The organism is Paraburkholderia sp. UCT31 (genome assembly GCF_014397655.1).
GTDB classification, from domain to species: Bacteria; Pseudomonadota; Gammaproteobacteria; order Burkholderiales; family Burkholderiaceae; genus Paraburkholderia; species Paraburkholderia tuberum.
In genome coordinates this window covers 1-24,875 of the sequence record NZ_VZQP01000036.1, presented here as the reverse complement: position 1 = coordinate 24,875, position 24,875 = coordinate 1, and the positions used below count along the sequence as shown (strand labels likewise).

General features: G+C 61.7%; 20 protein-coding genes and 4 pseudogenes. 7 read left to right on the top strand and 17 right to left on the bottom strand.

What is annotated here, in order from left to right; genetic code table 11:
* Positions 1 to 57: 57 nt before the first annotated feature.
* The 4 genes and pseudogenes from F6X40_RS26745 (at position 58) to F6X40_RS26730 (ending at position 3,522) form a co-directional block, all read left to right on the top strand.
* Positions 58 to 399 carry a DUF4148 domain-containing protein gene (locus F6X40_RS26745; protein WP_187629849.1) on the top strand — a complete coding sequence of 114 codons (342 nt, stop codon included), beginning with the start codon at positions 58 to 60 and terminating at the stop codon, positions 397 to 399.
* A 325-nt stretch (positions 400 to 724) separates the two neighbouring features.
* Positions 725 to 1,156 (top strand): DUF305 domain-containing protein, encoded by a 432-nt coding sequence (locus tag F6X40_RS26740; RefSeq protein WP_187629894.1) that lies wholly within the window; start codon positions 725 to 727, stop codon positions 1,154 to 1,156.
* Between the two features lie 40 nt (positions 1,157 to 1,196).
* On the top strand, positions 1,197 to 2,675 hold the full coding sequence (locus F6X40_RS26735; protein WP_187629848.1) for a YncE family protein: 1,479 nt from the start codon (positions 1,197 to 1,199) through the stop codon (positions 2,673 to 2,675).
* Between the two features lie 112 nt (positions 2,676 to 2,787).
* Positions 2,788 to 3,522: pseudogene (locus F6X40_RS26730) on the top strand (IS6 family transposase).
* Positions 3,523 to 3,629: 107 nt separating this feature from the next.
* Here the strand turns inward: F6X40_RS26730 and F6X40_RS26725 are convergent.
* A complete protein-coding gene (locus F6X40_RS26725) occupies positions 3,630 to 4,592 on the bottom strand; it encodes an AraC family transcriptional regulator (protein ID WP_187629847.1) in 963 nt (320 codons plus the stop codon).
* 171 nt (positions 4,593 to 4,763) lie between these two features.
* Between F6X40_RS26725 and F6X40_RS26720 the strand changes: the two genes are divergently transcribed.
* Both F6X40_RS26720 and F6X40_RS26715 read left to right on the top strand, forming a co-directional pair.
* On the top strand, positions 4,764 to 6,161 hold the full coding sequence (locus F6X40_RS26720) for a dihydrolipoyl dehydrogenase (protein WP_187629893.1): 1,398 nt from the start codon (positions 4,764 to 4,766) through the stop codon (positions 6,159 to 6,161).
* A gap of 78 nt (positions 6,162 to 6,239) precedes the next feature.
* Positions 6,240 to 7,043 (top strand): substrate-binding domain-containing protein, encoded by an 804-nt coding sequence (locus F6X40_RS26715; protein WP_187629846.1) that lies wholly within the window; start codon positions 6,240 to 6,242, stop codon positions 7,041 to 7,043.
* Between the two features lie 6 nt (positions 7,044 to 7,049).
* Here the strand turns inward: F6X40_RS26715 and F6X40_RS26710 are convergent, their stop codons facing one another.
* The 13 genes and pseudogenes from F6X40_RS26710 to F6X40_RS26650 form a co-directional block, all read right to left on the bottom strand.
* Positions 7,050 to 7,745, bottom strand: coding sequence for an MBL fold metallo-hydrolase (locus F6X40_RS26710; protein WP_187629845.1), 696 nt, complete (start codon positions 7,743 to 7,745; stop codon positions 7,050 to 7,052).
* A gap of 86 nt (positions 7,746 to 7,831) precedes the next feature.
* Positions 7,832 to 8,281 (bottom strand): cyanase, encoded by a 450-nt coding sequence (gene cynS, locus F6X40_RS26705; RefSeq protein WP_187629844.1) that lies wholly within the window; start codon positions 8,279 to 8,281, stop codon positions 7,832 to 7,834.
* Positions 8,282 to 8,316: 35 nt separating this feature from the next.
* A complete protein-coding gene (locus F6X40_RS26700) occupies positions 8,317 to 9,285 on the bottom strand; it encodes an ABC transporter ATP-binding protein (RefSeq protein WP_187629843.1) in 969 nt (322 codons plus the stop codon).
* On the bottom strand, positions 9,275 to 10,186 hold the full coding sequence (ntrB, locus tag F6X40_RS26695; protein ID WP_187629842.1) for a nitrate ABC transporter permease: 912 nt from the start codon (positions 10,184 to 10,186) through the stop codon (positions 9,275 to 9,277). The genes F6X40_RS26700 and ntrB overlap by 11 nt, the downstream gene beginning before the upstream one ends.
* Before the next feature lie 16 nt (positions 10,187 to 10,202).
* Positions 10,203 to 11,594, bottom strand: coding sequence for a CmpA/NrtA family ABC transporter substrate-binding protein (locus F6X40_RS26690; RefSeq protein ID WP_187629841.1), 1,392 nt, complete (start codon positions 11,592 to 11,594; stop codon positions 10,203 to 10,205).
* 9 nt (positions 11,595 to 11,603) lie between these two features.
* Positions 11,604 to 12,959 (bottom strand): FAD-dependent oxidoreductase, encoded by a 1,356-nt coding sequence (locus tag F6X40_RS26685; RefSeq protein WP_222946169.1) that lies wholly within the window; start codon positions 12,957 to 12,959, stop codon positions 11,604 to 11,606.
* Positions 12,956 to 14,098 (bottom strand): acyl-CoA dehydrogenase family protein, encoded by a 1,143-nt coding sequence (locus F6X40_RS26680; RefSeq protein WP_187629840.1) that lies wholly within the window; start codon positions 14,096 to 14,098, stop codon positions 12,956 to 12,958. Before F6X40_RS26680 ends, F6X40_RS26685 begins: the two co-directional genes overlap by 4 nt.
* 48 nt (positions 14,099 to 14,146) lie before the next feature.
* The gene (locus F6X40_RS26675; RefSeq protein ID WP_187629839.1) at positions 14,147 to 14,701 is read right to left on the bottom strand and encodes an OsmC family protein; all 555 of its coding nucleotides are present in this window, start codon (positions 14,699 to 14,701) and stop codon (positions 14,147 to 14,149) included.
* 223 nt (positions 14,702 to 14,924) lie between these two features.
* Positions 14,925 to 16,553, bottom strand: a complete 1,629-nt coding sequence (locus F6X40_RS26670; protein ID WP_262421554.1) for a sigma 54-interacting transcriptional regulator — start codon at positions 16,551 to 16,553, stop codon at positions 14,925 to 14,927.
* A gap of 98 nt (positions 16,554 to 16,651) precedes the next feature.
* Positions 16,652 to 17,623 (bottom strand): dicarboxylate transporter/tellurite-resistance protein TehA, encoded by a 972-nt coding sequence (gene tehA, locus F6X40_RS26665; RefSeq protein ID WP_187629838.1) that lies wholly within the window; start codon positions 17,621 to 17,623, stop codon positions 16,652 to 16,654.
* 87 nt (positions 17,624 to 17,710) lie between these two features.
* A complete protein-coding gene (locus tag F6X40_RS26660) occupies positions 17,711 to 18,523 on the bottom strand; it encodes a TlpA family protein disulfide reductase (protein WP_187629837.1) in 813 nt (270 codons plus the stop codon).
* Positions 18,520 to 19,914: an FAD-dependent oxidoreductase gene (locus tag F6X40_RS26655; protein ID WP_187629836.1), complete on the bottom strand. Its 1,395-nt coding sequence runs from the start codon at positions 19,912 to 19,914 to the stop codon at positions 18,520 to 18,522. Before F6X40_RS26655 ends, F6X40_RS26660 begins: the two co-directional genes overlap by 4 nt.
* 1,370 nt (positions 19,915 to 21,284) lie before the next feature.
* Positions 21,285 to 21,657: pseudogene (locus F6X40_RS26650) on the bottom strand (hypothetical protein); the annotation flags it as partial.
* A 110-nt stretch (positions 21,658 to 21,767) separates the two neighbouring features.
* On the opposite strand from F6X40_RS26650, the gene F6X40_RS26645 reads away from it, so the two are divergent.
* The gene (locus F6X40_RS26645; protein WP_187629835.1) at positions 21,768 to 22,637 is read left to right on the top strand and encodes a LysR family transcriptional regulator; all 870 of its coding nucleotides are present in this window, start codon (positions 21,768 to 21,770) and stop codon (positions 22,635 to 22,637) included.
* 418 nt (positions 22,638 to 23,055) lie between these two features.
* On the opposite strand, the gene F6X40_RS26640 is transcribed toward F6X40_RS26645, so the two are convergent.
* The 3 genes and pseudogenes from F6X40_RS26640 to F6X40_RS26630 form a co-directional block, all read right to left on the bottom strand.
* A complete protein-coding gene (locus tag F6X40_RS26640; RefSeq protein ID WP_187629834.1) occupies positions 23,056 to 24,090 on the bottom strand; it encodes an IS110 family transposase in 1,035 nt (344 codons plus the stop codon).
* A gap of 103 nt (positions 24,091 to 24,193) precedes the next feature.
* A pseudogene (locus F6X40_RS26635) lies at positions 24,194 to 24,343 on the bottom strand (IS30 family transposase); the annotation flags it as partial.
* A gap of 37 nt (positions 24,344 to 24,380) precedes the next feature.
* Positions 24,381 to 24,758: pseudogene (locus tag F6X40_RS26630) on the bottom strand (integrase core domain-containing protein); the annotation flags it as partial.
* Positions 24,759 to 24,875: the final 117 nt, after the last annotated feature.

Below are 24,875 nucleotides of genomic sequence, written 5' to 3'. Positions count from 1 at the left end.
CTGTCCTCGCCGCCTTTTGCTGCATTCACTCGCCACCAGGCGTTCAAAGGAGTTACCATGAAGTCCTTCGCTTCCCTCGTCGTCGCGACGAGCTTTCTCATCGTCCCATTGTGCGGATTCGCCCAGCAAACTAGCGCTCCGCTCACCCGCGCCGAGGTTCGCGCGGACCTGGTTCGGATAGAACAGGCCGGGTATTTGCCGGCAACTGGTGAAAACCAGGCGTATCCCAACGATATCGAGGCTGCTGAAGCCAAGGTGAGCGCCGGGAGTACGGCGCTCGCGACCAACAGCGCAGGCGGTTCGACCAACCGCACCGAGTCCGGGCGGCGTCGAGGTCATGCGATGAGCGACAACTGCGTGGGCCCGACCAGCTACTGCACGCCTTATTTCGGGAGCTGAGAAACGGCAAACAACTCGACCGGTTCGCCTGCACGGCCCGATGGCAGGCCGGAGCACGGCGAACCGCCCCTCCTTTTCGACCCGGGCATGCCAGGACACCTGGCCACGACATTTCCGAGGCTGTACGTTGGTATGGATCGCGCCGCCCATTTGATAATGGTTGCGCGCCGTCTATCTCCGCATACTAACGTCGTCCGGTATGAGAGCGGGTGTCATGCCAACACGCAACGATGTCCATGAATCTGACTATAGAAGGGAGGCCCTCATGGGAAACCTGAAAGACTGCCGACCGGTCTGGCTGCCGTTGATCGTACTGGTTGGTTTGATGATGACTTTCCCGGCAACTGTGTTTGCCCAGCGTCGGCCAAGCCCCGATCCGTTGGAAAAATCATTCCTCGCCGAGAACGACAAGGCCATGAACCGGATGATGACCGGTATGGCGACGAAGCCAACCGGTGATATCGACAGCGACTTCGTCGCCATGATGCAGCCGCATCACCAAGGCGCGATCGACATGGCGGAGGCCGAACTACGTTACGGTCACAACGAACAGTTGCGACGCATCGCGCAGGAAATCATCGTCGATCAGCAGCAGGAGATTGTTGCAATGAGCGTCGCGCTAAACCGGACGCCACCGCCGCCCGCGCCGGTTCCGACGCAGACGCGGCCGGTTCCTTCACCCCAGCCCGCGCCTCAGCGCGCGGGCATGCAAATGCCGATGTCGATACCGATGCCGATACGGCCTGACAGCCGGTAAGTACCGCGACGAGTGCCCTCACACCCCAGGAGACACCAAGATGAAGCAGATTCTGATTTTGCTAGCCACGCTAGCGGCAACGACTGTCGCCAACCTGCCGACTGCCTACGCAGGCCAGGCTCCGGGCGCGTCGAGCGCTCCCAACGTACCGATCAGTCGCCACGACCGCGTCTATGCCGCCGAGCAATTTTCGAACACGGTGTCGGTCATCGATCCGGTGGATAACCATCTGATCGGCGTCATCCGTCTGGGCGATCCCTCCCCGGGCAACTTCAGCCCGCTCTACAAAGGCCAGGTGCTCGTACACGGCATGGGTTACTCCCCCGATCACCGAACGCTCGCTATCGTCGCAATCGGCTCGAATTCGGTGACATTCGTCGACACCGCGACGAATGCGGTCAGGCACACGACTTACGTGGGCCGTTCACCGCACGAAGCGTTTTTCACGCCGGACGGCCGCGAAGTTTGGGTGACCGTGCGCGGCGAAAATTATGTCGATGTACTCGACGCTCATACCTACGCCGAAAAGACCCGCATCGTTACGCCTGCAGGTCCCGGCATGACGATTTTTTCGACCGACGGCAAGTATGGTTATGTCTGCTCGTCGTTCAATCCGGAAGTCGATGTGATCACGGTGGTCGACCATCAGATCGTTGCCAAAGTGAAACAGGACAGCCCGTTCTGCCCAAATATCGCGGCGACGCCGGACGGCAAGCAGGTATGGTTTACGCTGAAAGACATCGGTAAAACGCAGGTATTCGATGCACACCCACCGTTCTCGTTGATCAGGACCCTCGACACGGGGCCCATCACCAATCACGTCAACTTTGCCGTCAATTCCAAGGGCTCGTTCGCCTACATCACAGTGGGTGGTCTCAATGCGGTCAAGGTATTCCGCACGGACACCTTCGCGCAGGTCGCAACCATTCCGGTCGGCAACATGCCACACGGCGTGTGGCCGTCCGGCGACGGGTCGCGCGTCTATGTCGGAAGCGAAAACTCCGACACGATGACGGCGATCGATACATACACCAACAAGGTCATCGCGGTCGTCCCGATCGGTCAGGCGCCCCAAGCCATCGCCTATGTGCCGAATGCCGTTCCGGAGGGCGACGGCACGCAGAACACTCAGCCGCTCGGCGTATCTGGCGAGGCGGCACACTTATCGATGGTGGAGGTCAGCCGTGCAGGTGAAGCATCCCCGGCGACCAGTGTCGCGCTGTACGACCAGGGCGTGGTGCAGGTCCTGCAGGCGTCCGTGACTGGCCTGCAACCGAAGCAGCCCTATGTGCTTGGCCTTAGCGGTTTCTCGGACGGAAGCGGACCGGTGGAGCCGCTTGCCCGCTTCATGAGCAATGCGGCAGGCTCGGCAATCGTCGATACGATCGGGCAGATCCGGCAAGTCGTCGCACCCGGAACAATGGAAGTTTCTGCGGGTGGCGTCACGCGGCGCTACCTCGTCATCGCTCCATCGGTCGACGGCGAACCGGGAAATGCCGTGCAGGTTCAGTCGCCATAACGCACGATCGGCAGGCCGCCTCGCGGTTCGGTCGACCTGCCAGGCACCCGCCATTGGCCGACAGCCTCTACGGCTTTGTCACGTTGCTGCCGCGGTCGGTTAAGATGAAGTGATGAAGAAAACGAAGTCGCTGTATCACGGTCACCGGTTTTCGGGCGTCAGTCATCAGCCACGCCGTACGCTGGTATTTCAGCTTCCACCTCAGCCTGCGCGATATCGAGGAGCTACTGTTCGAGCGCGGTGTCATTGTCAGCTACGAATCGATCCGGCGGTGGATAGACAAGTTTGGGGCTGGTTTCGCGCATCGCGTGAAGGTTGCCCGTCGCCAGCCGGGCAGCATGTGGCATCTTGATGAGGTGCTCGTGTCATTGCGCGGCGAACCTTATGTACTGTGGCGTGCCGTCGACCAGCATCGCATCGAGCTCGATATCCGCTACAGAAGCGCCGCGACAAGGCGGCGGCGAAACGTTTCTTCAAACGTGTACTGGCGGCCTGTCCCGAGGTGCCGAAGAAGATCGTCACTGACCAGTTGCGCAGTTACCCCGCAGCAAAGGCTGAAATCCCGGAGCGGGCGAACGTGAAGCGTGTGTTCGTCAAGGCAGCCGCCCGCGTCAACAACCGTGCAGAGAACAGCCATCAGCCCACGCGTGAACGCGAGCGGCGTATGCGTTTCCGCCTGCCCGGGCGCATGCAGGCGTTCCTGTCGTGCTTTGGTCCGATCCGGCAACACTTCGCGCTCAAGCGTCATCTGCTGCGCGCTTCGCTTTATCGAAAGCAGCTCGCGACCCGGTTTGAAGCCTGGCATCTTTTCACCGGTCTCACCCAGAATCCGTCTTCTGTTTTCTGAGCGATTGTTTTGCCTGCACACGATTCGTCCGGTGATCGGCAACGTGACAAAGCCGTCACGAGTGTTGCACTGACAATTGCTGCGACAGTGTGATTTAACCAACTGAGCTATGTCGCTTCGACTTTGCCGCCTAAAGTGCGGTAGCGCGCAGGCGTCACCCCGATCCGCCGCCTGAAGATGCGCTGGAATGCGGCGTTTGACTGGTAGCCCACCATTTCCCCGATCTCGGCGATCCCCACGCTTGACTCAGTCAGCTTGCGGCCCGCGAGGGTCATACGAATGTCAGTGAGCATGTCCGTCGCGGAGCGTCCAATCACCTCCTGGAACTGCCGCACGAAGGTTGCGCGCGACATGTTGCACAGGGTGCCGAGCTGGTCGAGTGTCAACGGCTTCTCCGGCGCGTCGAACATGGCTGTGATCGCCGGCTGCAGCCGCGGTCGCGCAGCGAGGGCAAGCAGACCATGGGGCGGCTGCGCCCCTCCGCTCGCAAAACGCAATGTCAAGGCGAACAGCGCGGCTGACAGATGGTTCACGAGCGCCTCGCTGCCAGGCCCTTCGTCGACCGACTCCTCCCGCATGAGCTCGATCAACCGCGCGAGCCGCGTGCCGGCCAGCGTCCCCGCAGCCTCCCCGTTGCCGTTCAATGCGGCGCTGTGCGCGCTACGGACCACGAGGCGTCCCGGCAGATGCTCACGCAGCAGCCGGTCGGGCACCGCGCCAACCAGGAACCGGCCGCACAGGATATCGGCACGCGCGCCCGAGCCTTCGTTCTCCGCCACGATCAGCGATACGTCCTGCCGTCCGGCCGGTGGCGCAGGCAAGAGGCCGCTGCCGTCGTGAATCCGGTGCGAACCGCCGGACGGAAACAGAATGATGTCCCCTGCCGTGAGAGGCTCGGACGGACCGTCACCAAACTCCAGTACAGCCTCCCCCGAAACCAGCACGTGATAGGGAATCTCCCGCACGGCAGCATTGCCTTGCGCGATCGCCCACGGCGCACCGAAATGGCAGCGCACGTCGAGGCGCCCGCCGACGGGAATGAGGGAAAGGACTCGACTGAGTAGATCCATATGAGCCGCTTGAGCAGATTCTTGCGCCGTTTGAGGATTAGCGCCGGGAGCGGATGCGCCTACAGTGTCAACAACTTAGGCGGTCTCCCGGGCAGCTTGATTCTACCCGAGCCACGGCCCCGATCAGCTTGCGGTTCTCTTCCGACATCGAACCAGGGTTTCGAGGCTCTCATGAAAACAGTCCAGATTGATGTAGCCATTATCGGCGCCGGTAGTGCCGGCCTGCCGGCATATCGCGCAGCCAGGTCGGCGGGCGCTTCCGCGCTCCTGATCGAAGGCGGACCGCATGGCACCACATGCGCGCGGGTTGGATGCATGCCGTCGAAGCTGCTGATCGCCGCCGCCGAAGCCGCTCACGCCGCACAGCATACCGCCCCGTTCGGCGTACACGTTGACGGCACCGTTCGCATCGACGGCCGAAAGGTCATGCAGCGCGTGAAAAGCGAACGCGACCGCCTGGTGGTGTTCGTGCTCGACAGCGTGGAGGCGATTCCGGCTGACGACAAGCTGACCGGCTACGCCCGCTTCATCGACGACGGCCTGCTGCAGGTGGGCGAGCACACCCGCGTGCGGGCACGCAGCGTAGTGATCGCAACGGGTTCGTCGCCGGTCGTCCCGGCGATGTACCGGGCGCTTGGCGACCGCGCCATCATCAATGACGATGTATTCGCGTGGTCGGACCTGCCGCGCAAGATCGCGGTGGTCGGCGCTGGCGTGATCGGACTCGAACTGGGACAGGCGCTTGCTCACCTCGGTGTGGACGTCACCGTGATCGGCGCCCGCGGGCGCGTGGGACCGCTTACGGACCCGGCCATCAAGGCCTATGCCGAACGAACCTTCCAGGACTCATTGCGCTTCGAGGCGCAGGCCGAAGTCGAAGCAGTATCGCGCGTGGGCGACGCCGTGCAGATTCGCTTTCGGACCGGCAGCGGCGAGCTGGTGGAGGACACGTTCGAGTATGTGCTCGTCACGGCGGGCCGCAAGCCGAATGTCGAACGGCTGGCGCTGCAGAATACGTCCCTCACGCTCGACAGCCAGGGGATGCCCATCTATGACCCGGCTACGCTGCAGGCGGGCGCTCACCCGGTCTTCATCGCCGGCGACGCCAATGGCGTCTTGCCGCTGCTGCACGAAGCCGCGGACGAAGGCCGGGCGGCGGGGACAAACGCGGTCCGCTTCCCCGAGATCGTGCCATTGACACGCCGCGCGCCGCTCGCCGTGCTGTTTTCGAACCCCGGCATCGCGATGGTCGGGGCCCGGCAAGCCGATCTGGAACCCGGCACCTTTGTGACCGGCGAAGTCAGCTTCGAAGACCAGGGGCGCAGTCGCGTGATGTTGAAGAATCGCGGACTGATGCACGTGTACGTCGACAACGTTAGCCGCCAGTTTCTGGGCGCCGAATGGATCGGCCCGGACGCCGAGCATATCGCCCACCTGCTCGCCTGGGCTTTGCAGATGAAACTGACCGTCGACGCAATGCTGGCGATGCCCTTCTATCACCCGGTCGTTGAGGAAGGGCTGCGTACGGCGCTCCGTCACGCAGCGGCCGCGCTGAATTCCCGCGACTGAGATTGTCCCAGTGAATAAAACCCGCTGGGGCGTGTTAACCGTATTTGTGTCATTCCAACCTGCTCTCAAGGGAGTTCGATGAAGAAGTCGCTGCAACTCATCACGGCTGCATGTATGGCGCTAGCTGCCGGCCATGCCGGCGCGCAAGCCGTTCTGCACGTATATGGTCCGGGCGGCCCCGCTCCTGCAATGAAGGACGCCGCGGCCGCCTTCGAACAGAAAACCGGTACCGTGGTCGAGGTAACGGCGGGGCCGCCCGCCGCCTGGCTGCCGGTCGCGAAGGAAAACGCCGATCTGGTCTTTAGTGGCTCGGAAACGATGATGTCCGATTTCGTGACCCAGATGAGCGATCAGTTGACGCCCGACGCGCCGACACCCCTTTATTTGCGGCCCATGGCGATGCTGGTCCGACCGGGCAATCCGCATCACATCCGCCGCTTTACCGATCTTCTCGAACCGGGCGTCAAGGTGCTGGTCGTGAACGGCGCCGGGCAGAACGGCGTCTGGGAAGACGTTGCGGGACGCCTCGGCGATATCAGGCAGGTCGAAGCGCTGCGCCACAATATCGTCAGCTACGCAGGCAATAGTGCTCAGGCACGCACAACGTGGGTTGAGCAACGAGACATTGACGTGTGGCTGATCTGGAATATCTGGCAGGTGTCGAATCCGAAACTTGCCGACGTGGTGCCAATCGAGCCGCGCTATGCCATCTATCGCGACGCGGGAGTGGCTGTGACACGCCGCGGCGCCGACAACCCAGCGTCACAGCAGTTTGTCGACTTCCTGAAGTCGCACGAAGGTGCGCAGATTTTCGCCCGCTGGGGTTGGATCGCCGGTTCGCAGGCAGCGGCCGCGAACCACTTGACTACGCAGCCCCGCTAGTACGGCTCAGGACTTGCCACACGCAAGATTCGCGGGGATGGCGACATCCATCAACCTGGGCGTCGGCAGGTTGAGGTTGTTCATGATCTCCACATACTCTTGTTCCGTCTTGCCGGCGATACGTGGATTGAACGCCTTTTCCCTGCCGACGGTCGACGAGGTGCGGCCCTGGTAATCGTGAGCCGGGTAGATCAGTGTTGCGTCAGGCAAGGTCAGCAGACGCCCGACAATCGAATGCCAGGAGCGGTGCGCGTCGCCGCCCTGGAAATCGGTCCTGCCGCTGCCGCCGATCAGCAACGCGTCGCCCGTAAAGACAGCGCTCGGCGCTTCCGGGTCAAGCACAAAACTGAACGATTCGTCCGTATGACCCGGCGTGTATCGCGCCTCGAGGATGAGGCCGTCGACCGACAGCCGTTCGCCATCGCGCACGTGCCGCGACACGCATTCGGCCCTCGAGCGCTCGCCCATCAGCGTGACGCACCCCGTGAGGTCGCGCAGATCGCCGAGTGCGGTGACGTGGTCCGCGTGAGTGTGCGTGTCGATGGCCTGCACGAGACGCAGATCCAACTCCTGAATCGCCGCAAGATATTCGCTCGTACTTTCCTTGACGGGATCGATGATCAGCGCTTCTCCTGCGTGACGCGAGGCCAGCAGATAGGTGTACGTGCAGGACACCGGCTCGAAGAATTGTCGAAAGATCATAAGGTATGCACTGCTCATAAGAAGCACGACAGACGCACCGGCAACGTCGCCTGCGCGCCTGCGCGTCTGCGCGTCTGCGCGTCAGGTCAATACGATTTGTACGGCAGGAATTTGCCGGACAGGACCACCTGAACGCGGTCGCCCTTCGGATCGGTCTCGCGCTGGATATCCATCGAAAAGTCGATGGCGCTCATGATACCGTCGCCGAACTCCTCATGAATCAGTTCCTTGATCGTGGTGCCGTACACGCTAACAATTTCGTACCAGCGATAAATCAGCGGATCGGTCGGCACTGCGCTTGGCAGCGAGCCTTTGTACGGCACGATCTGCAGCCACGCCACCGCTTCGTCAGGCAATCCGAAGATTTCGCCAAGCGTCGCCGCCTGGGCCTTGTTCAACGTCATTTGCCCAAGGCACGCTGCGGTCGTCCACTCCTTGCTCTGTCCCACCGCACGAGCCACGTCGGCCCATTTGATGCCCTTCTGCACTTTCGCCGCAATGATCATGCGGGTAACTTCTTCGCGACTCTGGATCATGTCAGATCTCCTTTGCAATGAATCAATACTTGAATTCAGGCGACTGCCTTCATGTTCTGGTTGACGCCCGAGAATGTGGCAGCGTCGCCGTACGCGAACGTCTTCTGCCCGTCGTCATCGAGGCCCGGGTAGACGAGACGCGGGCATGCCGAGCCGGGCAGCCTGTCGTCGCTGTCATCTGCGCGCGGCTCACCCGAGCGCCGCACCAGGTAGTCAACCAGGTGGTTGCGAATGCGGTAAAACTGCGGGTCGTGGTGGATGGTTTGCCGGACCCGCGTGGCCGGCAGCGTGTTGACGACAATCTCCGCTATCCGGCCGCGTGGGCCGTTGCTCATCAGCATGATCTTGCTGGAGAGCAGAATCGCTTCGTCGACGTCGTGCGTAATCATAAAAACGGTCTGACGGGTTGCCGAACAGATACGCAACAGCTCGTCCTGAATCAGACCCCGAGTTAGTGCGTCGAGCGCCCCGAAGGGCTCGTCTAGCAGCAGCATGCTGGGCTCGATCGCAAAGGCGCGTGCAATGCCCACACGTTGCTTCATGCCGCCCGAGAGCTCCGATGGCTTCTTGCGCTCCGCACCCTTGAGGCCGACCATGTCGATAAAGCGCCGGCCGTGTGCGGCAATCTGGCTGCGCGACCAGTCCGGACAGCGCGAGCGGACAGCAAAGGCGATATTCGCTTCGACCGTTAGCCACGGCATCAAGGCGTGGCCCTGAAACACGACACCGCGATCCAGTCCCGGCCCCCGCACCTCGCGATTGTTCATGATAACGGTGCCGCTACTCGGCTCTTCGAGGCCGGCCAGCACGTTCAGGATAGTGCTCTTGCCGCATCCGGAGTGGCCGATCACGCAGATGAACTCACCCCGTTCGATATCGAAACTGACGTTGTCGAATACCGGCGGCAAATCCGCCCGATAGCGTTTGCTCAACGCATGAACCTGCAGAAACGGGTTGACGCTCGAGGGCGCCTGATCTGTAGACGGAAGCGGTTTAGTCGACATAGGTCACCTTTCGTTGAAGCCGTGCAAACAGGACATCGAGCAACATGCCGACTACACCGATCACCAGCACCGCAAATACCACGTTGGCGAGCGAGAGGTTGTTCCACTGGTTCCAGAGGAAGTAGCCGATACCGGTGCCGCCCACCAGCATCTCGGCGGCGACGATCACGAGCCAGGCGATGCCCATCGAAATACGCATGCCGGTCACAATCGTCGGCGCGGCGGCTGGCAGGATCACGGTCAATGCACGGCGCATTAGCGGCACTTCGAGTGTGCGGGCGACGTTCAGCCAGTCGCGCCGCACCGCCGCCACGCCGAGCACGGTATTGACGAGCATCGGCCAGACCGAGCAGATAAAAATCACGAAAATCGCGGACGCCGACGAACTCTGGATCGTGTAGAGCGCAATCGGCATCCACGCGAGGGGCGAGATCGGCTTGAGGATCTGGATAAACGGATTGAAGGTCAGAAACGCGAGCGGCGACATGCCGATCAGAAAGCCTAGCGGCACGGCGATCAGCAACGCGAGTGTGTAACCCGCCGCGACACGGGCCAGCGAATAGCCGAGCTGAATGGCGATTCCCTTGTCGTTGGGCCCGTTATCGTGGAACGGATGGGCGAGTTGCAGCACAGCTTCGTGCGCAAACTGCGCCGGCGTCGGAAAGCCGTTCACGGGAGCGGCGCTGGCTGCCGTACCCGTTGCCGACGTACTCTGCGGGTCGGGAAGCTTGCCCATCAGGATCGCGTATTCGCGCGCCTCGCTGGATTCGGCGCCGTTGTTCGTCCCCGGTTGGACGGCGACACAGGTCGCCGCCTGCCACACCAGCAACAGCAGAGCCAGCAGCGCGAGCGAGCACAATGCGGCTCGAGCGCGTATCGAAAGATGCCGGGAGCGTTTCATGATGATGATTTCCTGGTCAGGTGCGCTTGATGGAAAAGCCGTTCAGATACTCGTCGGGATGGGCTGCGTCGAAGGTTCGATCCATGACGGTGATCGGCCTGAATCCCGAACCGCGTGCGGCGTCGGGCACATGTTCGCCGAGCTGCCGCATGGCGTTGCTGGCGTCGGTGAGCAGGAACACCTGGTGGGCCAGCGCCTGATAGTCGATATCGCCCTTGATGTAGCCCCAGCGCTTCATCTGGGTCATCATCCAGATCGCCATCGAATACCACGGCAGCGGTTCGAAATCGCAGCGGTTTGCCACGCGCTGCACGTGCCCGAGGCCATCCGCAAAGGTGCCGGTCAACACCTGACGGATGACGATTTCGGGCTGGTTCAGATAGCCCGGCGCAGCAAGCATCTTTGCGAGCGGCATGCGGTTTGCGCTGTCACGCGCAGAGGCCGCTGCTTCGAGCGTGCCGCGATAGAGCGCCGCGAAGCTGTTCGGATTTTGCTGGATGAAATTCTGGCTCACGCTGAACGCGCAACACGGGTGACCGTCCCAGATATCCTTCGACAGGATATGAATGAAGCCAACCTCGTCGAACACGGCGCGCTGATTGAACGGATCGGGTCCGAGAAATCCATCGATATTGCCGGCGCGAAGATTGGCGATCATTTCCGCCGGCGGCGTGACACGCAACTGCACATCGCGATCCGGGTCGATGCCATGCTCGGCCAGGTAATAGCGCAGCAGAAAATTGTGCATCGAATAGTCGAACGGTATGGCGAAGCGAAAGCCCTTCCAGTTGCGCGGATCGCGATTGTCCTTGTGACGGAGTGCGAGCACGATAGCCTGCCCGTTCACGTTCTGGATTGTCGCAACCCGGGCAGGCTGCGGCTGCGAGCCGGCGCCGAGCGAAATGGCGAGCGGCATCGGTGCCAGCATGTGCGAGGCGTCGAGTTCGCGATTGAGCATCCTGTCGCGCACGAGGGCCCAGCCGCCCACTTTCTGCAACGACACGGCGAGCCCCTGTTTCGCCCAGTAGCCCTGGTTGTCGGCGACGATCAGCGGCGTTGCGCAGGTAATCGGCAGAAAGCCCACGTTGAGCTCGCGCTTCTCCAGCGTGCCGAGCTTGTCATCCGCGAGGGCCGCCTGCAGCGTGGCGATCGGCAATACGCTGCCGATCGCAGCAAGCGCTGTGGTACGGCCCACGGCCTGCAGGAACCGCCTGCGGGGAGCGGCGCGCGGGAACAAGGCGCGCAGAACAGCCGACTCGATGGCTTCACGCGAGCGCGTCAGTGTGTCGGGCCGCCCTTCTGGCGCCGTTGCCCGTTCATGATCGGCGACTGATGCGTGTCGTCCACACGCGCATCCGCCTCGGCCTATGGCGCGGAAAAACGGCGGGGAACGGTCTTCGTGATTCATTGCGTCCCCCTAGGCGGCAGCGCGAAGCGCTGCCTGCTCGATATGCAGCGACGCAACGAGGTGACCGCCGCGGTACTGCGCCATCGCCAGATGGGTCGCATCTTCCTCGACCACTTCCCACTTCAGGTCCGCATGCGGCGCGCCGCGCAGGACGATCGGTAAGGAGGGCGTCTTCACGCGCAGCACCGGCTGATTGCGCTGATAGCCCGGATGCGTGCGCCCCAGCAGGGCATACGCCAATGCTTCGGCCTGCGCACCAATCGGTTCGATGAAGCGCGACGGCTCACCGTCGATGCTCACGCAATCGCCGAGCGCGTAGACGTCCGGCTCGCTGGTCCGCAGCGTGCACGCATCGACGACGATGCCGCGCTCGAAGCGCAGGCCTGCGCCCAGTGCGAGCCGCGCATCGGTTTTCAATCCCACCGCGCTCAGCACGACATCGGCACGCACCGTCTCGTTGCTCTGCGTCTTGATCACTCGCTCGCCAACTGTGCCATCGGTGGCGCGCGCGATGCTCGTGACGGTACGCGCCGGCAGAAAACGTATGCCCAGCTGCGCCCAGTTGGCGATCAGTCGCTCTGCCGCATGCTCCGGCAGGAAGCTGGCAAGCGGCCGTGCATGCACATCCAGCACTGTGACCGCATGACCGGCACGGCTGAAGTCTTCGGCCAGTTCGGTGCCGACCAGCCCCGCTCCGATGATCGCCACCCGCTTGGGGCCGCCTTCGAGCGCCCGGCTCACCCCCGCCCACGAAGCGAGGTCGTTGACGCGCCAGCAGAGTTGCGGCGGCAATGTGTCCGGCAACACGCAGCGTGCGCCTTGGGCCAGCACCAGTTGTGTGTAGGTCAGCGTGCCGCGCGTCGTGCGCAATTGGTGAAAGCGCGGCGACAGGCCGGTCGCATGAGTATGAGTAAGCAGCCTCACACCTAGACGCTGCGCAGCATCGGCGCCGCGCTCAGTGACGAGTTGCTCGCGCGTTTCACCGCGGCTCGTCGCGAGGGAGAGTTGCGGTTTCGAGTAACGATCGCCCTCGCAGGCCGTCACCAGGGTGATCGGCAGCGACGCATCTAGCGCACGCAACGCCTGCGCGACGGACCACCCTGCGATGCCGGCGCCGACGATCACCACGCCGCGGCGCGCCGGCTTGACGGCGGCCGTTGGCTGCGCAACACGCGCGGACGGCGCAACATAAGGCACAAAATCCGCTTTGGTTACACCGCATAGCGGACATGACCAGTCCTGCGGAATGTCTTCGAAGCGCGTGCCGGGCGCGAGTCCGCTATCGAGGTCGCCCAGTGCTTCGTCGTAGATCACGCCGCAAGCACGGCAAATGAATTTCTTCCATTGCTCCACGAGCGCGCTCATGCTGGCAACTCCTCGGCGCCAAGACGCGCCATTTCCCATCTGAGATGTTTGATCGCCGGCGTGACGATGGCGACGAAATGCGATTCACGAATCCGCCGTTGAGGCGCGGCACCCATCAGATAGCCCCGTGCGCCTTGGTGGAGCAGCGAAGCCTGTGCGGCGCGCAATGCGAGTTCCGCACCGCGCGCGCGCAGGTCGAGCACGTCCAGCAGATAATCCTTGCTGCCGTCGTAAGGTGTGCGAGCGAGACGCGCCGCCTGCTCGCGGGCCTCATCCAGCTCCGCAGCGAGTTCGTCCGGCCTGTCGTGCAGGAAGCGGTTGACGTGGCCCAACAAAGGTTCCACTTCGAGGCTCGAATCAATGCCGCCCTGGGCGACGCCAAGGGCCATGCCGACCTGCAGCAGAATGAACAGTGGCCGTATCCGCGCGATCAATGGCTTCGCTGGGTCCGCGATGATGGTGTCTTCGCCAACGAAGTAATCCGTCAGCCTGATGCTCCACGTACTCGTGCCTTCCATGCCGGAAAACACCGGGCAGTGTTTCAATTGCACCCGCTCGTCGCAGTCGAGCAGAAACATCAGTTCGTGCGAACTGCTGCCGTCGTCGCGCAGCACCGAGGCCATCGCCCCGCAATACTGTCCGGGTCCGATGTGGCTCACCCACGGCAAGGTGCCATTGACCAGATAGCCACCCGGTACCGGGCGCGCGCGCAGCATCATTGGCTCGATGCCGGACAACGCCTTCATTGGGTTCGATAACGCGGTGCCTCCGAAGGCGGCGCCGCGCGCGTGCGCGTCCAGACGCGCGCCGCTCAGGTGTGGATTGCCCGACTGCTCCATGTACAGGCCGCAAACGTCATGGCACCACATCAGGAAGCCGGTGGCGCCACAGGCCCGGCTTGCTTCGCTCATCGAATCAATCGACAAGCCTGCCCGGGCACCGTGCCGCTCGAGATGCACGCCAAGCGCCCCCGCCTCTCCGAGCGAGCCCATTATGTCCAGCGGGTAATACCCTTCGGCGTCGATACGGCTAGCGTTCTGCGCTAGCGGTCCCGTCGCGACCGCCTTGACACCGGCGATGACCGCGTCATCGCTCCAGTGTGGCTGGCCGGCATGTGCGACTGATAGTGCACTGTGCATGATGGCATCCAAGAGATGGCGAGTGAGGCGCCTGGCGCAAGAGGTGGCTTATTCCGCGACGCTGACCGTCATCGGAATCGGGTTGCGCATCGAGTTGGCGACCGGCGAGTAGAAATTCGCCACGCGGACGATCTCTTCGAGCACTTCGCGGCTCGCATCGCCTTCGACGACGATCGTGGCGCGGATCGCCTGGAAACCCATGTCGGGCGCTTGCATCTCGGCGCCGCCGGCACCCCATGCAGCCGGGTTGCCGATATCGGCCTCGAGGAACACCTCGAGCTTCGACAGCTTGACCTGCTTCCACGTAGCGACCGCGGTGATGCCGACAGCGAGGCAGCCGCCCAGGCCCGAAAGTACGATTTCGCCTGGCGCCGGAGCGGTGTCTTCGCCGAAAAGATGCAGCGGCTCGTCGACCACGACCGCGGCATGCTTGCCCACGTAACTCAGCGAGCGGTACATCCCTTGCATGACGGTGTGGACATTGTTCTTGCCGCGCGAGCCCGGGTTATTGCGGCCCTTTTCGGCAAACGCCACGAGACCGTCGCGGTCGATCGGACGAAGATAGGTGGAAATGGTCTGGGGCGTTGCAACGGTGGTGTCCAAAATTGGCTCCTGATAGACGGTAGAGATCGACGGGGCCTAAGAGGATGTTCAGCGCGCCGTCGGACCTACTACTGCATCGATCGTGCCAGTCGGCGTCTTTTGCGTTTAGATCATTGCTGGACAAGGGTTTGGAAGGAGGTCTACTGGGCCTTACGCGGTACCGCGCCGGGCATGCGAAGGAGAGGAGCGGCCCGACAATGTCGACATTGTCGACATTGTCGGCCTAGTCGTTCAGGCCGAGCTTCTGCCACCGGTAGCTGAACTGCCGCACGGTCATGCCGAGCATCTGTGCGGCACGCGACTTGTTGCCTCCGGATTGGCGAAGTGCGCAGACCAGTTCTTCGCCCGCATGCGAAGTCACCCGACCGTAGGGGCGTATCGCGCCAAGGTCGTTGTACTGTGCGCGCTGGCGAGTGTCGCTGGCAGCGGATGAGACCCCCACAATCGGTGTTTCGGCGGCGCTTGCGTTTAGCCCCGGGGTGTCGGGTATGAACGCCTCGATGTCCGCGGCTTCGAGCAGCGGTCTGTCGGCGAGCAGCACCACGCGTTCGATCAGATTGGCAAGCTCACGAATATTGCCGGGCCATGCATACTGTTCGAGGCGCGCAAGTGCGCCTGCGGTGAGATTGACGTTACGCTGATTGGTCTGGTTCGCATGACTGATGAAGTGAAGCGCGAGCCCGCGTATATCCTCGGGGCGCTCCGCCAGCGAAGGCAAGTGGATCGGAATCACGTTGAGCCGGTAATACAGGTCCTGGCGGAAGGTGCCGTGCGCGACGTCGGTGAGCAGGTCGCGGTTGGTCGCGGCAACCAGGCGCACGTTGACGCGAATCTCACGCTTGCCGCCCAGACGCGTGATGGTACCCTCCTGCAAGGTACGCAGTAGCTTGGTCTGCATCGTTAAAGGCAACTCGCCGATCTCGTCGAGAAAGATGGTGCCTGCATCAGCCTGTTCGAACCAGCCGGCGCGCGCCGCGTTCGCGCCGGTGAAAGCACCGCGCTCGTGGCCAAACAGCTCTGACTCGAACAGCGTTTCGGGAATCGCCGCGCAATTGATCTTGATGAAAGCCCGGTCGCGCCGGGGGCTGGCCAAATGCAGCGCACGCGCGAACAACTCCTTGCCGGTGCCGGATTCGCCGAGCAGCAGCACGCTCGCGGACGAATCGGAGACCCGTTCGAGTTCGGAGATCGCCCGCAGCAGTCGCGGCGATTTGCCGATAATGCCGTAGCGTGCGTGGGTGGATTCAAGTGCTCGCGAGAGGATCGCGTTTTGCTCTTCGAGCGCCCTCGTCTTCTGCGCCAGACTCGCTTCGATCTGGAGCAGTTGTCCGGCGAGCGTTGCCAGGATTCGCAGCAGCATCACATCGTCCGACAGCGCGCGCGACCGACGCCGGATCCGGTGGCATGCCAGCACGCCAACCGTCCTCAGGTCGATGACGATGGGAATGGCAATGAACGACACCGGTCCAGGCGGAAGACTCTCGCGCGGCACGCTCCGGAACAGAAAGTCGGGTTCGTGATCGATGTCCTGAATGATGGTGAGCTGGCCGCTTTGCATCACGCGCCCGGTAATCCCCTCGCCAAAGTCATAGCGGCCGCGCTGAACCTCGGCCTGCGTGAGACCGTAGGCATAGCGGATACTGCACTGCAATTCGTGGTCGGCGCGCAGCACCACTCTGCCGCGGTTCAGACCGAGCAGTTCAGACATCAGGTGAAGCATCTCGCGGAAGACCGGCTCGGGTGAGAGGCTCTTCCCTACGAGGCCCATCACGTGCTGCAGTAACAACATCTCGTGGTGCCGCCAATAAGCGGGGGAAGTCTGGTCGCTTTCAATGTCTGAGATGCTGTTCATAGGACGTAACAGGTGACTGTCTCGGAGACTCCGCTAACAAAAATTGTGAGTCAACCACCGCGAAGCTTCCTCTTCTTGCGGAGAACGCCGCAGAACGCTCACTTCATAAACAGCTTTCCGAGCAACAGGAGTCTTACGGTGGCGATGAAAAGGCTCAGGATCGTGAGGTTAAGCAGCACGAAAAGCGGCAACGCGAGGACATCGACCAGCGGGTGAGCGTGCAGGCTGGAAGTACGCATGCTGGCGAGCACGAACGCGGTTCCCCCGAAGCTGAATGCCCAGTATGCCGGCGAGAAGCCCGTCTCCATGAACCAGGGTAGCAGGCGCGACAGCAGGAGCAACTGCAGCACGGCGTAGCCAAACAGCGCCAGAAAGACCATATCGACGCTGTTATGGGTGATGGACAGGTACGCAACCGAAGCCACGGCCGGGGGTGCAAGCTGGATGCCCAAAGTTGGCCGCACCCCGCGCGCGAGAGGCTCTGCCGTGTACAACCGGTGCGTAATCACCGACTCGAGTGCCAGCCACGAAAACAGGCCGGCGCCGAAAAACAGTTTGGCGGCGTCCATGTACCCGAGCGTACTCAGCGCAATGGCGGACACGAAGTTGCCCGCCACGGTGGGCAGATACATCACCGCTGTCGTATCGAGCTGGCTGCGCCCCCCGCGCAATAGCGCGCCGGAGCGGTAGGTCGAAAACCCAAGTTGTCCTGCCGCACCCCCTATAACCAGAGCCGTTCCCGCGGTCTCGCTCCAGGTGGCCACCCACATGCCCACCAGCGAAGTCGAGACCGGAACGAGTCCGATGAAACAACACTGAATGGGGTGTTCGAACTCGGTCATCGCGTCGTCACGATCGCGCCACCACTTCATCGCATAGCCCGCCAGCAGAGTAAGCCACACTATCGCGGTCAGCGCAGAAAGCGCGTCTCCAATTCGCGCATCCATGCCCCAGATGACATGGGCAAAGCGCCAGCAGTTGCTAAATCCAGCCATTCCCAGAACGATTCCGAACGAAGAAGCCGGAACCGAAAAGTGGCGCACGCCCGGTGACACCGAAATGGTCGACATGAAGCCTCCGTGCTGTGATGTGCGGCGAAGCTAGACGAAAGTATGGGAGGGGCAAACCTTGTACGGTTTGGACCTCCTGCCCCTGCCCTAGCGCCTGACAACGATGGCGCCCGGATACAGGATATCGAGCGCGCTTTCAAACGTTGCTCGCGAAAACGGTCCAAGATGCACAGCCACTAATTTGCCTGTACCATCATAGAACAGCGTGGTCGGGAACACCCGGGCGCCGACCTCGCGCGCGACCGCCAACGACGGATCAAGCTCGAGATTCTGTAAAGATAGCCTTTGACTCGCCAGAAAATCGCTGACGGTTGCCGGCGATTCGCCCTGATTGACGAATTCCAGGTCCACGCCATGGAGTTCTCTTTGTGCCTGCGCGAGGACTGGCATTTCGCTGCGGCAGGGCGCGCACCAGCTCGCCCAGAGGTTGATCACCAGCGGTTTGCCGTCGTTTCGTGCGAGCGGCTGCACCTTGCCGTTCAGATCAACGACGTTCACCGCGGGCAAATATGCGGATTCGCTGCCGGTACCAGCGAAAGCGGTAGCCACGCTCCAGCTGAACACACCGGCAAGCGCCGCGAAAATGGTGGCGCGGCGCACGTGAGCCCGGCGCGCCACCATCCAGAGCAACAATAAGGCACCGGACACCACACCCGGCAGCAGATCAAAGCCTTGGTCCCGAAAGTCCAGCATCTTCGGTACATCTCCCTTATAGGCGGGCAGATAGTGCGCGACAAACGACAGTCGTCCCACCACCAGCCCGACGATCACACTATTTACAATGACCCTTTCGGCGTCGGATGCCCCCTGTCCGGCGATGCGCGCGACCACCACCGCAATCGCGACGCTCGTCAGCAGAATGAACAGTGCAACCGGGAAGGAAAACGGGCCAATATTCATTGACCCATCACCCGCGGCGGAACCTTCGAAAGCAGAATATTCAGCCCCTCCGAGATCAACGGATGCGCAATGATCGCGTCACGTACGACCGTGTATGGCAGTTTGCCGAGCATGGCCATCTGCACAGCCGTCAACACATCGCCGGCATTGGTCCCCAGCATGGAAAAACCCAGTATCTGGTCAGAGTGCGCGTCCACCAGGACCTTCATGAATCCCTTCGTTGCACCGTTGGTGCGAGCGCGCGGCACCGCCGCCAGCGGGATCTTCGCGACCCGCACGTCGATATCCCGGGCTTTCGCGTCCGTTTCGTTGAGACCGATGCGGCCCAGTTCAGGCTCGATGAACAAGGCGTAAGGAATGATGCGGTCGTTGGTGGTAAGGTTTCCGCCGGCCAGTTGAGACTTCAACACGCGATAGTCGTCAAAGGATGCGTGCGTGAACATCGGCGTTCCCGCCACCTCGCCGATCGCCCATGTGTTAGCGGCGCTCGTCGCGAGCCGCTCGTCGACCTTGATGAAACCACGCGCGTCCAGCTCGACGCCTGCCGCGTCCAGCCCCAGGCCCCGGCAGACCGGCGTGCGCCCTGCTGCCACAAGTACGTGGCTGCCTGAAACCTGCTCGCCATTGGCCAGTTCCAGCGTGACGGCGTGCCCTGAAAGACCCGAGACGCGCGCCGGTTTGGCGCCGACCCGGATGTCGATACCCTCTTCGGCCAAGGCTGCCTCGATGGCCGAGGTGACGTCTTCGTCTTCGCGCATCGCTACGCGCGGCGCTTCATGGATCAGCGTCACCTTGCTGCCGAGACGCCGGAACGCCTGAGCCATTTCGAGGCCGATATAGCCGCCGCCAATCACGATCAGGTGCTCAGGCAGCGACTCCAGTTGCAGCGCTTCAACATGGGTGAGCGGTTGCGCATCCCTGAGACCGGGAACATCCGGCACGGCAGCCGTTGTGCCGGTGTTGATGAATACGTGCTCGCCCTGGATCACCCGCTCACCGCCCTCGTTCATCCGCACCTCGATCGTGCGTGGGGCGATAAAGCGTCCCGTGCCCAGCACGAGTGCCATTCCCGAAGCAATAAACGCCTTGAGGTTGATGTCGACCATGCCGTCGACTACGGAACGCACGTTCCGGGCAACCTGTGACATGTTAGTCGTGGGGCGGTCGACCACTTCGCCATCGCGCAACTGCGGGTTGCGCACGTGAGCAATACGGGCATTCTGGATCAGGGCCTTGGTGGGAATACACGCCACGTTGATACATGAGCCGCCGATCATGCCGCGCTCGATCAATGCCACCCGCTTGCCCGCTTGAGCCAACTCCATGGCAAGCGTCTTGCCGCCCTTTCCTCCGCCGAGGAAAACGTATTCATAGTGTTCAACATTCGACATGATGAGATCCTGTGGGGTATCCGTTCGGTGTCGCCCGGCATGCTGCGCGGCGACTTGCATGACTATGGGTCAATTCTATGGAGGCACGCCGCGTATGCCGATGCCCGCGTCACTCACAAAAATGCCTGATCGTCTCAACGTCGCGGCGGGAGGTTCCGGGGACGGCGCGGTTTCGTCGGATGAACGGGCGGTCGCAAGTTGACGTTGGGTGTGCCTCAATGCACGTCCGCCCGTCTACGCTGTTTTAGATCGACCCATAATAATTTCGCGTGTGCGGCTGCCAGCCGGCCCGTGCGCTGGAACGGGCGTTCCTCGCCGAGCACGATCGGGTCTTCTCGGATCTAGCTCAAAATCTGGAACCCTTTCTAATCGTTTGTTATAAAGCGGCATTTTCCGCGATGATCTTTCGTAGAAAGTCCATGACTGCCCGTACCTGCGGCAAACGGCGCAGATCCCGATGCACGGCCAATCCAGATATCTCGTGCAAATCGGCACACTCGTGTCGTATTACGTTTGACTCCAGGCAGCGCGCCCATCGCCTGAAGCTGTTGTCGTCCCTTTGCGTCGTCACGTAAAGCATGATGCCAAGCCCCAGTCCGGAGACAGGGTGTTCTTGCAAGGATCAGCGTTGCTTTTCCACCAAAGCCGGCGGATGCGCAGTTATCTTGATTGAATGCGCGCGCCCGCGGCGAGCGGTACCGGCGGCCGTTCACGTCCTGGGACTGTTTCACTGCGACGCAACCGTCCGGAACCCCGGCGGCGCACAGTATCCCGTTGAAGAGCGTCATGTCGCCGTCGTTGCACGGGTTGTGGCGTCGGGGGCTTTCGCCGGGAAGCTGTTGTACCGTCCCTTAACGCCGTCACATCTAAGTGATTTCGTTCGCCAACTGTTGATCAGGCTGTCAGGGATTGGATCGCCCACATCGACCGTGGGCCACATAGGCAAGAGCGCTTGCCAAGCAGGATCGGATGCGACCGCGCGCGTAGACGCCAGGCCAAACAGTGCGATCAAAAACAGTCCGAACAGTGCGGTAAGCAAGCGGACAGGAAGCGGCTCCATCGAGCTCCGGTTCATATCGCCGTCTCCGGTGCATGATAATGCGGCGGGAGAGACCGTATCCGGACTCGCCTCGTGAATCATAGACAGGTTAGCGACGCTGGACCGTGAGTAATGTGCGCTTCGTCACGTTGCGCGAACGAACGGTCAAGTCTGCCGTGACGGCGACGCGCGCGGTCGCACCACCGAATACGCGGTCTCCGGCCATTCGGTGCGAGTTATCGTCCGGACAACGCCGATGCAGCGAGCGTGCCATTTGCGGTTGATCAGCATGCGCGCTGGACGCGCGCCAATGGCATCACTAGCCGAGCGTTTCCGATGTCAGGAGCGGATAGAGGGTGAAGACTCCTGAGTACGTCGCTTCTCGAAACGACAGGGGAGCCAGCGCATGCGTACCCCAACCCAACGCGCTGACGACATGGCCAAAATGCTTGACTGCCGCAAACGACGCATCGAGCGAAGGGCCGCCGACGGTGTCAACCACGACGTCGAAGCCTGTGTCCTGCGTCAGGGAGCGGATGCTTCGCATGTGCTGCACTGCCAGCGCGAATCTTGGTGTCGAGCGGATTGAGACCGCTTGCGGCAATGCGCACCCGCACTTGGCCGTGTGCGGGCTCGGGCATCGAGATTTCGGTCAATTCGAGCGGGCCGTTGTAGCGATTGAGGACGAACACCTGCATGGTCATGGTCGTTTCCTATCGGGTTGCTTTCCCGTCGAGGGAGGGGTCAATACGTTCATCATGATTTATGCTAGAACGCATGTAAATCAATGTTTCCGCACGGGGGCCATGCAAGAATGAACGAAGCCTACCTGAATTGGGGCGATGTCCGGATCTTTCTGGCGATTGCCCGCTGCGGCACGCTGGGGACAGCAGCGAAGCGTTTGGGCCAGACCCAGCCCACCATGGGTCGCAGGTTGCGTGCACTCGAAGAAGCGCTCGGGCATACGCTGTTCCAGCGCACGAGCGATGGCTTTGCCCTTACGGATGACGGCGCGGCGGTGCTCGCCTATGCCGAGCGAATGGAGGAGGAAGCGCTTGGCTTCACGCGCGCGCTCACCGGGAAAGAGACCCAGTTGACGGGTCTGCTGCGCGTCTCGTCGTCGGACTGGTTCGGCGTGCACCTACTCACGCCGGTGTTCGCGCGCTTTCTGGCGAAGCACCCGGGCATCTCGTTGGAGCTCGTCACGGATTCACGCCTCTACAACCTCGCGCGGCGCGAGGCGGATCTGCTGTTCCGCATCACGCCGTTCGGCGAACCCGACGTCATCCAGCGCAAGCTGATGCGCATCGACTATGCGTTGTACAGGCACGTCGATCTCGTCCCGCCGTCACGCGGAGAGGGTGACGGCTACACGCTGATCAGCATGGACAGCGAGTTCGGCTCGCTGCCCGACGTCGAATGGGTCAAGCGCATGCTGCCCCGGGCCAAGATCGTGTTCGGCAGCAATAATCGTGGAGTGCAGGCACGCATGTGTGCTGAAGGATCTGGCTTTGCCGTGCTGCCGTGTCCGCTTGGCGATGCGACGCCGGGCATCCGCCGGGTCGATTTAGGCGAAGCGCCGCCGGGTCGCGATGTCTGGCTTGGCTATCACCGTGATTTACGTCGCGTCGCGCGACTACGCGCGCTTCTGGATGCAACGATCGGTGCGCTAGCGAACGTTTGAGTGAGGCGGGCGATCAGTGCCTCCGCGCGGTCTGCGTCCGCTTCGCCGGACCGCCTTTCAAACAAAGCGGCCAGGTCATCGCTGCAATTGTCCTCAAGTGGCGATATGGGTTTGCTTAAGCCCCCGCCCACACGAATGACCGTACATGGACGCCCCGGTTTTGCCAGGTTTTCACTACGCAATGACTGAAAGGTAGATTGCAACCGTACATTCGGACTTTCGTTGCGGCGGCGCCGCTGTCCCTGATGGGTTTCGCTGGTTGGTTCCCCGTCGTTGTAGCGCACTCGATGGTGCTCGGTCATTCTCGGGCTTTGCCAACCACGGTCTAACCTGTCTTGCCATCACTTCATGATCGCCTGAGCAATCGGTGGTTCGATCTTCTCGTGCAGCGATTTTGTCTTCCGGTCAACCGGTCTGGCTACGCGGTCGCGACAGCGGGTGCGTAGTCAGACCGGAATTCTCTGTCGTGTGTCCACAGCGCCCACACAATGCGTGCAATCTTGTTGGCTAGTGCGACGGCAGCTACGTTGTGGTTGCGCCGCTGTATCAGCTCATAGACCCAGCCTTCACAGACTCCTTTTCGCCGCGATAAGAAGATCACTGAACGGGCACAATGAATCAGTAGCGTTCGGAGATAGCAATCACCTCTTTTGCTGATGCCCAGCAGGTTTTGCTTTCCACCGCTCGAGTGTTGTCGGGGTACCAGACCCAGCCACTCGGCCAGTTGTCGACCGTTGTCAAGGTGCTTCACATCGCCGATGGTCGCCACCAGCGCCGTGGCCGTAACCGGACCTACGCCCGGTATCTTCTCCAGCTTGCGGCACAGATCACTCTCGCGGTGCCATGCCAGGATCACGGCATCCATATCGAGGACTTGCCGGTGAAGCACACTGAGGTGGTCCATCAGGCGCTGCACCAGCTGCCGGAACAGTCCCGGCAACTCGTTAGCTCCATCCTCGATAACGTCTGGCACCTGTTCGGCGATATGCGCGAAGCCCTGTGGAATGACGATTCCATATTCGCTGAGCAACCCGCGGATCTGATTAGCCTGGGCCGTGCGCGCCCGGACAAAACCTTGGCGTGCCCGATGCAGCGCCCGCACAGCCTGCTGTTCGATGTTCTTGACCGGTACAAAGCGCATATTGGGCCGCGCGACTGCCTCGCAAATCGGCTCGGCATCGGCAACGTCGTTCTTGTTCGTCTTTACATAGGGCTTGACGAACTGCGGGGCCATCAGCTTGACGGTGTGGCCAATGCCCTGCAGCTTGCGGGCCCAGTAGTGCGCGCTCCCGCAGGCCTCCATTCCGATCAGCGCAGGCGGCAGGTTGGCAAAGAACGCCGCCATCTGCTCTAGCCTAAGCTGTCTCTTCAGCACGACTTTGCCGTGTTCGTCGACTCCGTGAATCTGGAACAGGTTTTTCGCCAGATCGATGCCAATGGTTGTAGCCTTCATGATGGGCGCTCCCATCTGTGAAGTGGTTGATACGCAACTCCACTTTGGCACGCTGATGTCGTTTCGGGTGGGGGCGTCCATCCCATTGTTGTTGCCTGCGAATTCAACCGGTCGATGCAACGGATCGATGAAATCGATCAGCCGGTGTATCGAAGTTTAGTGTCTTTCGCGGACGCTCGTTGAGCCTCCTTGCGACGGCATTGAGCTGGGCCTGAGAATAGATGGAGAGATCGATTCCTTTAGGAAAATACCGGTAAATTTCAAGCTAGATGTCGCCTCAACGATTAAATTTAGGCGGCTTTTTGCTCCTGTCGGTGGTCGCGTTTGATGGGTTCGAAGTTGTCTGTCTGATCGGGATTCAGATGGACCGTGTGTACGCGCTTCCAGTTTCGCGTGGGGCCTTTCCATCGTAGCGGGTTGCGCTGCTTTGCCGCCTCGTAGAGCGTCGCGCGGCGATCGAGGATCTGCTGGTCGAGATTGGCGTGCCGTTGGGCAGGCGTGACGATACGGATCGCGCTGTGGCGATGTTCGTGGTTATACCAGCGCACCAACCCGGTGACCCAGGCGCGCGCGGCAAATAGAGTGTCGAACGCCTGAAGAGGATAGGCCGGCCGATACTTCAGTGTTTTGAACAGCGATTCCGAGAACGGGTTGTCGTTTGTGGCGCGACAATCTGGATGAGAGACGCGCGACAATCAGCTTGAGAATGTCGCGGCAGAAATATGATGCCGATGTTGATTGACGCTGGCAAGCGTTTATTGATTGACGCGCGGTTTTGATTGACG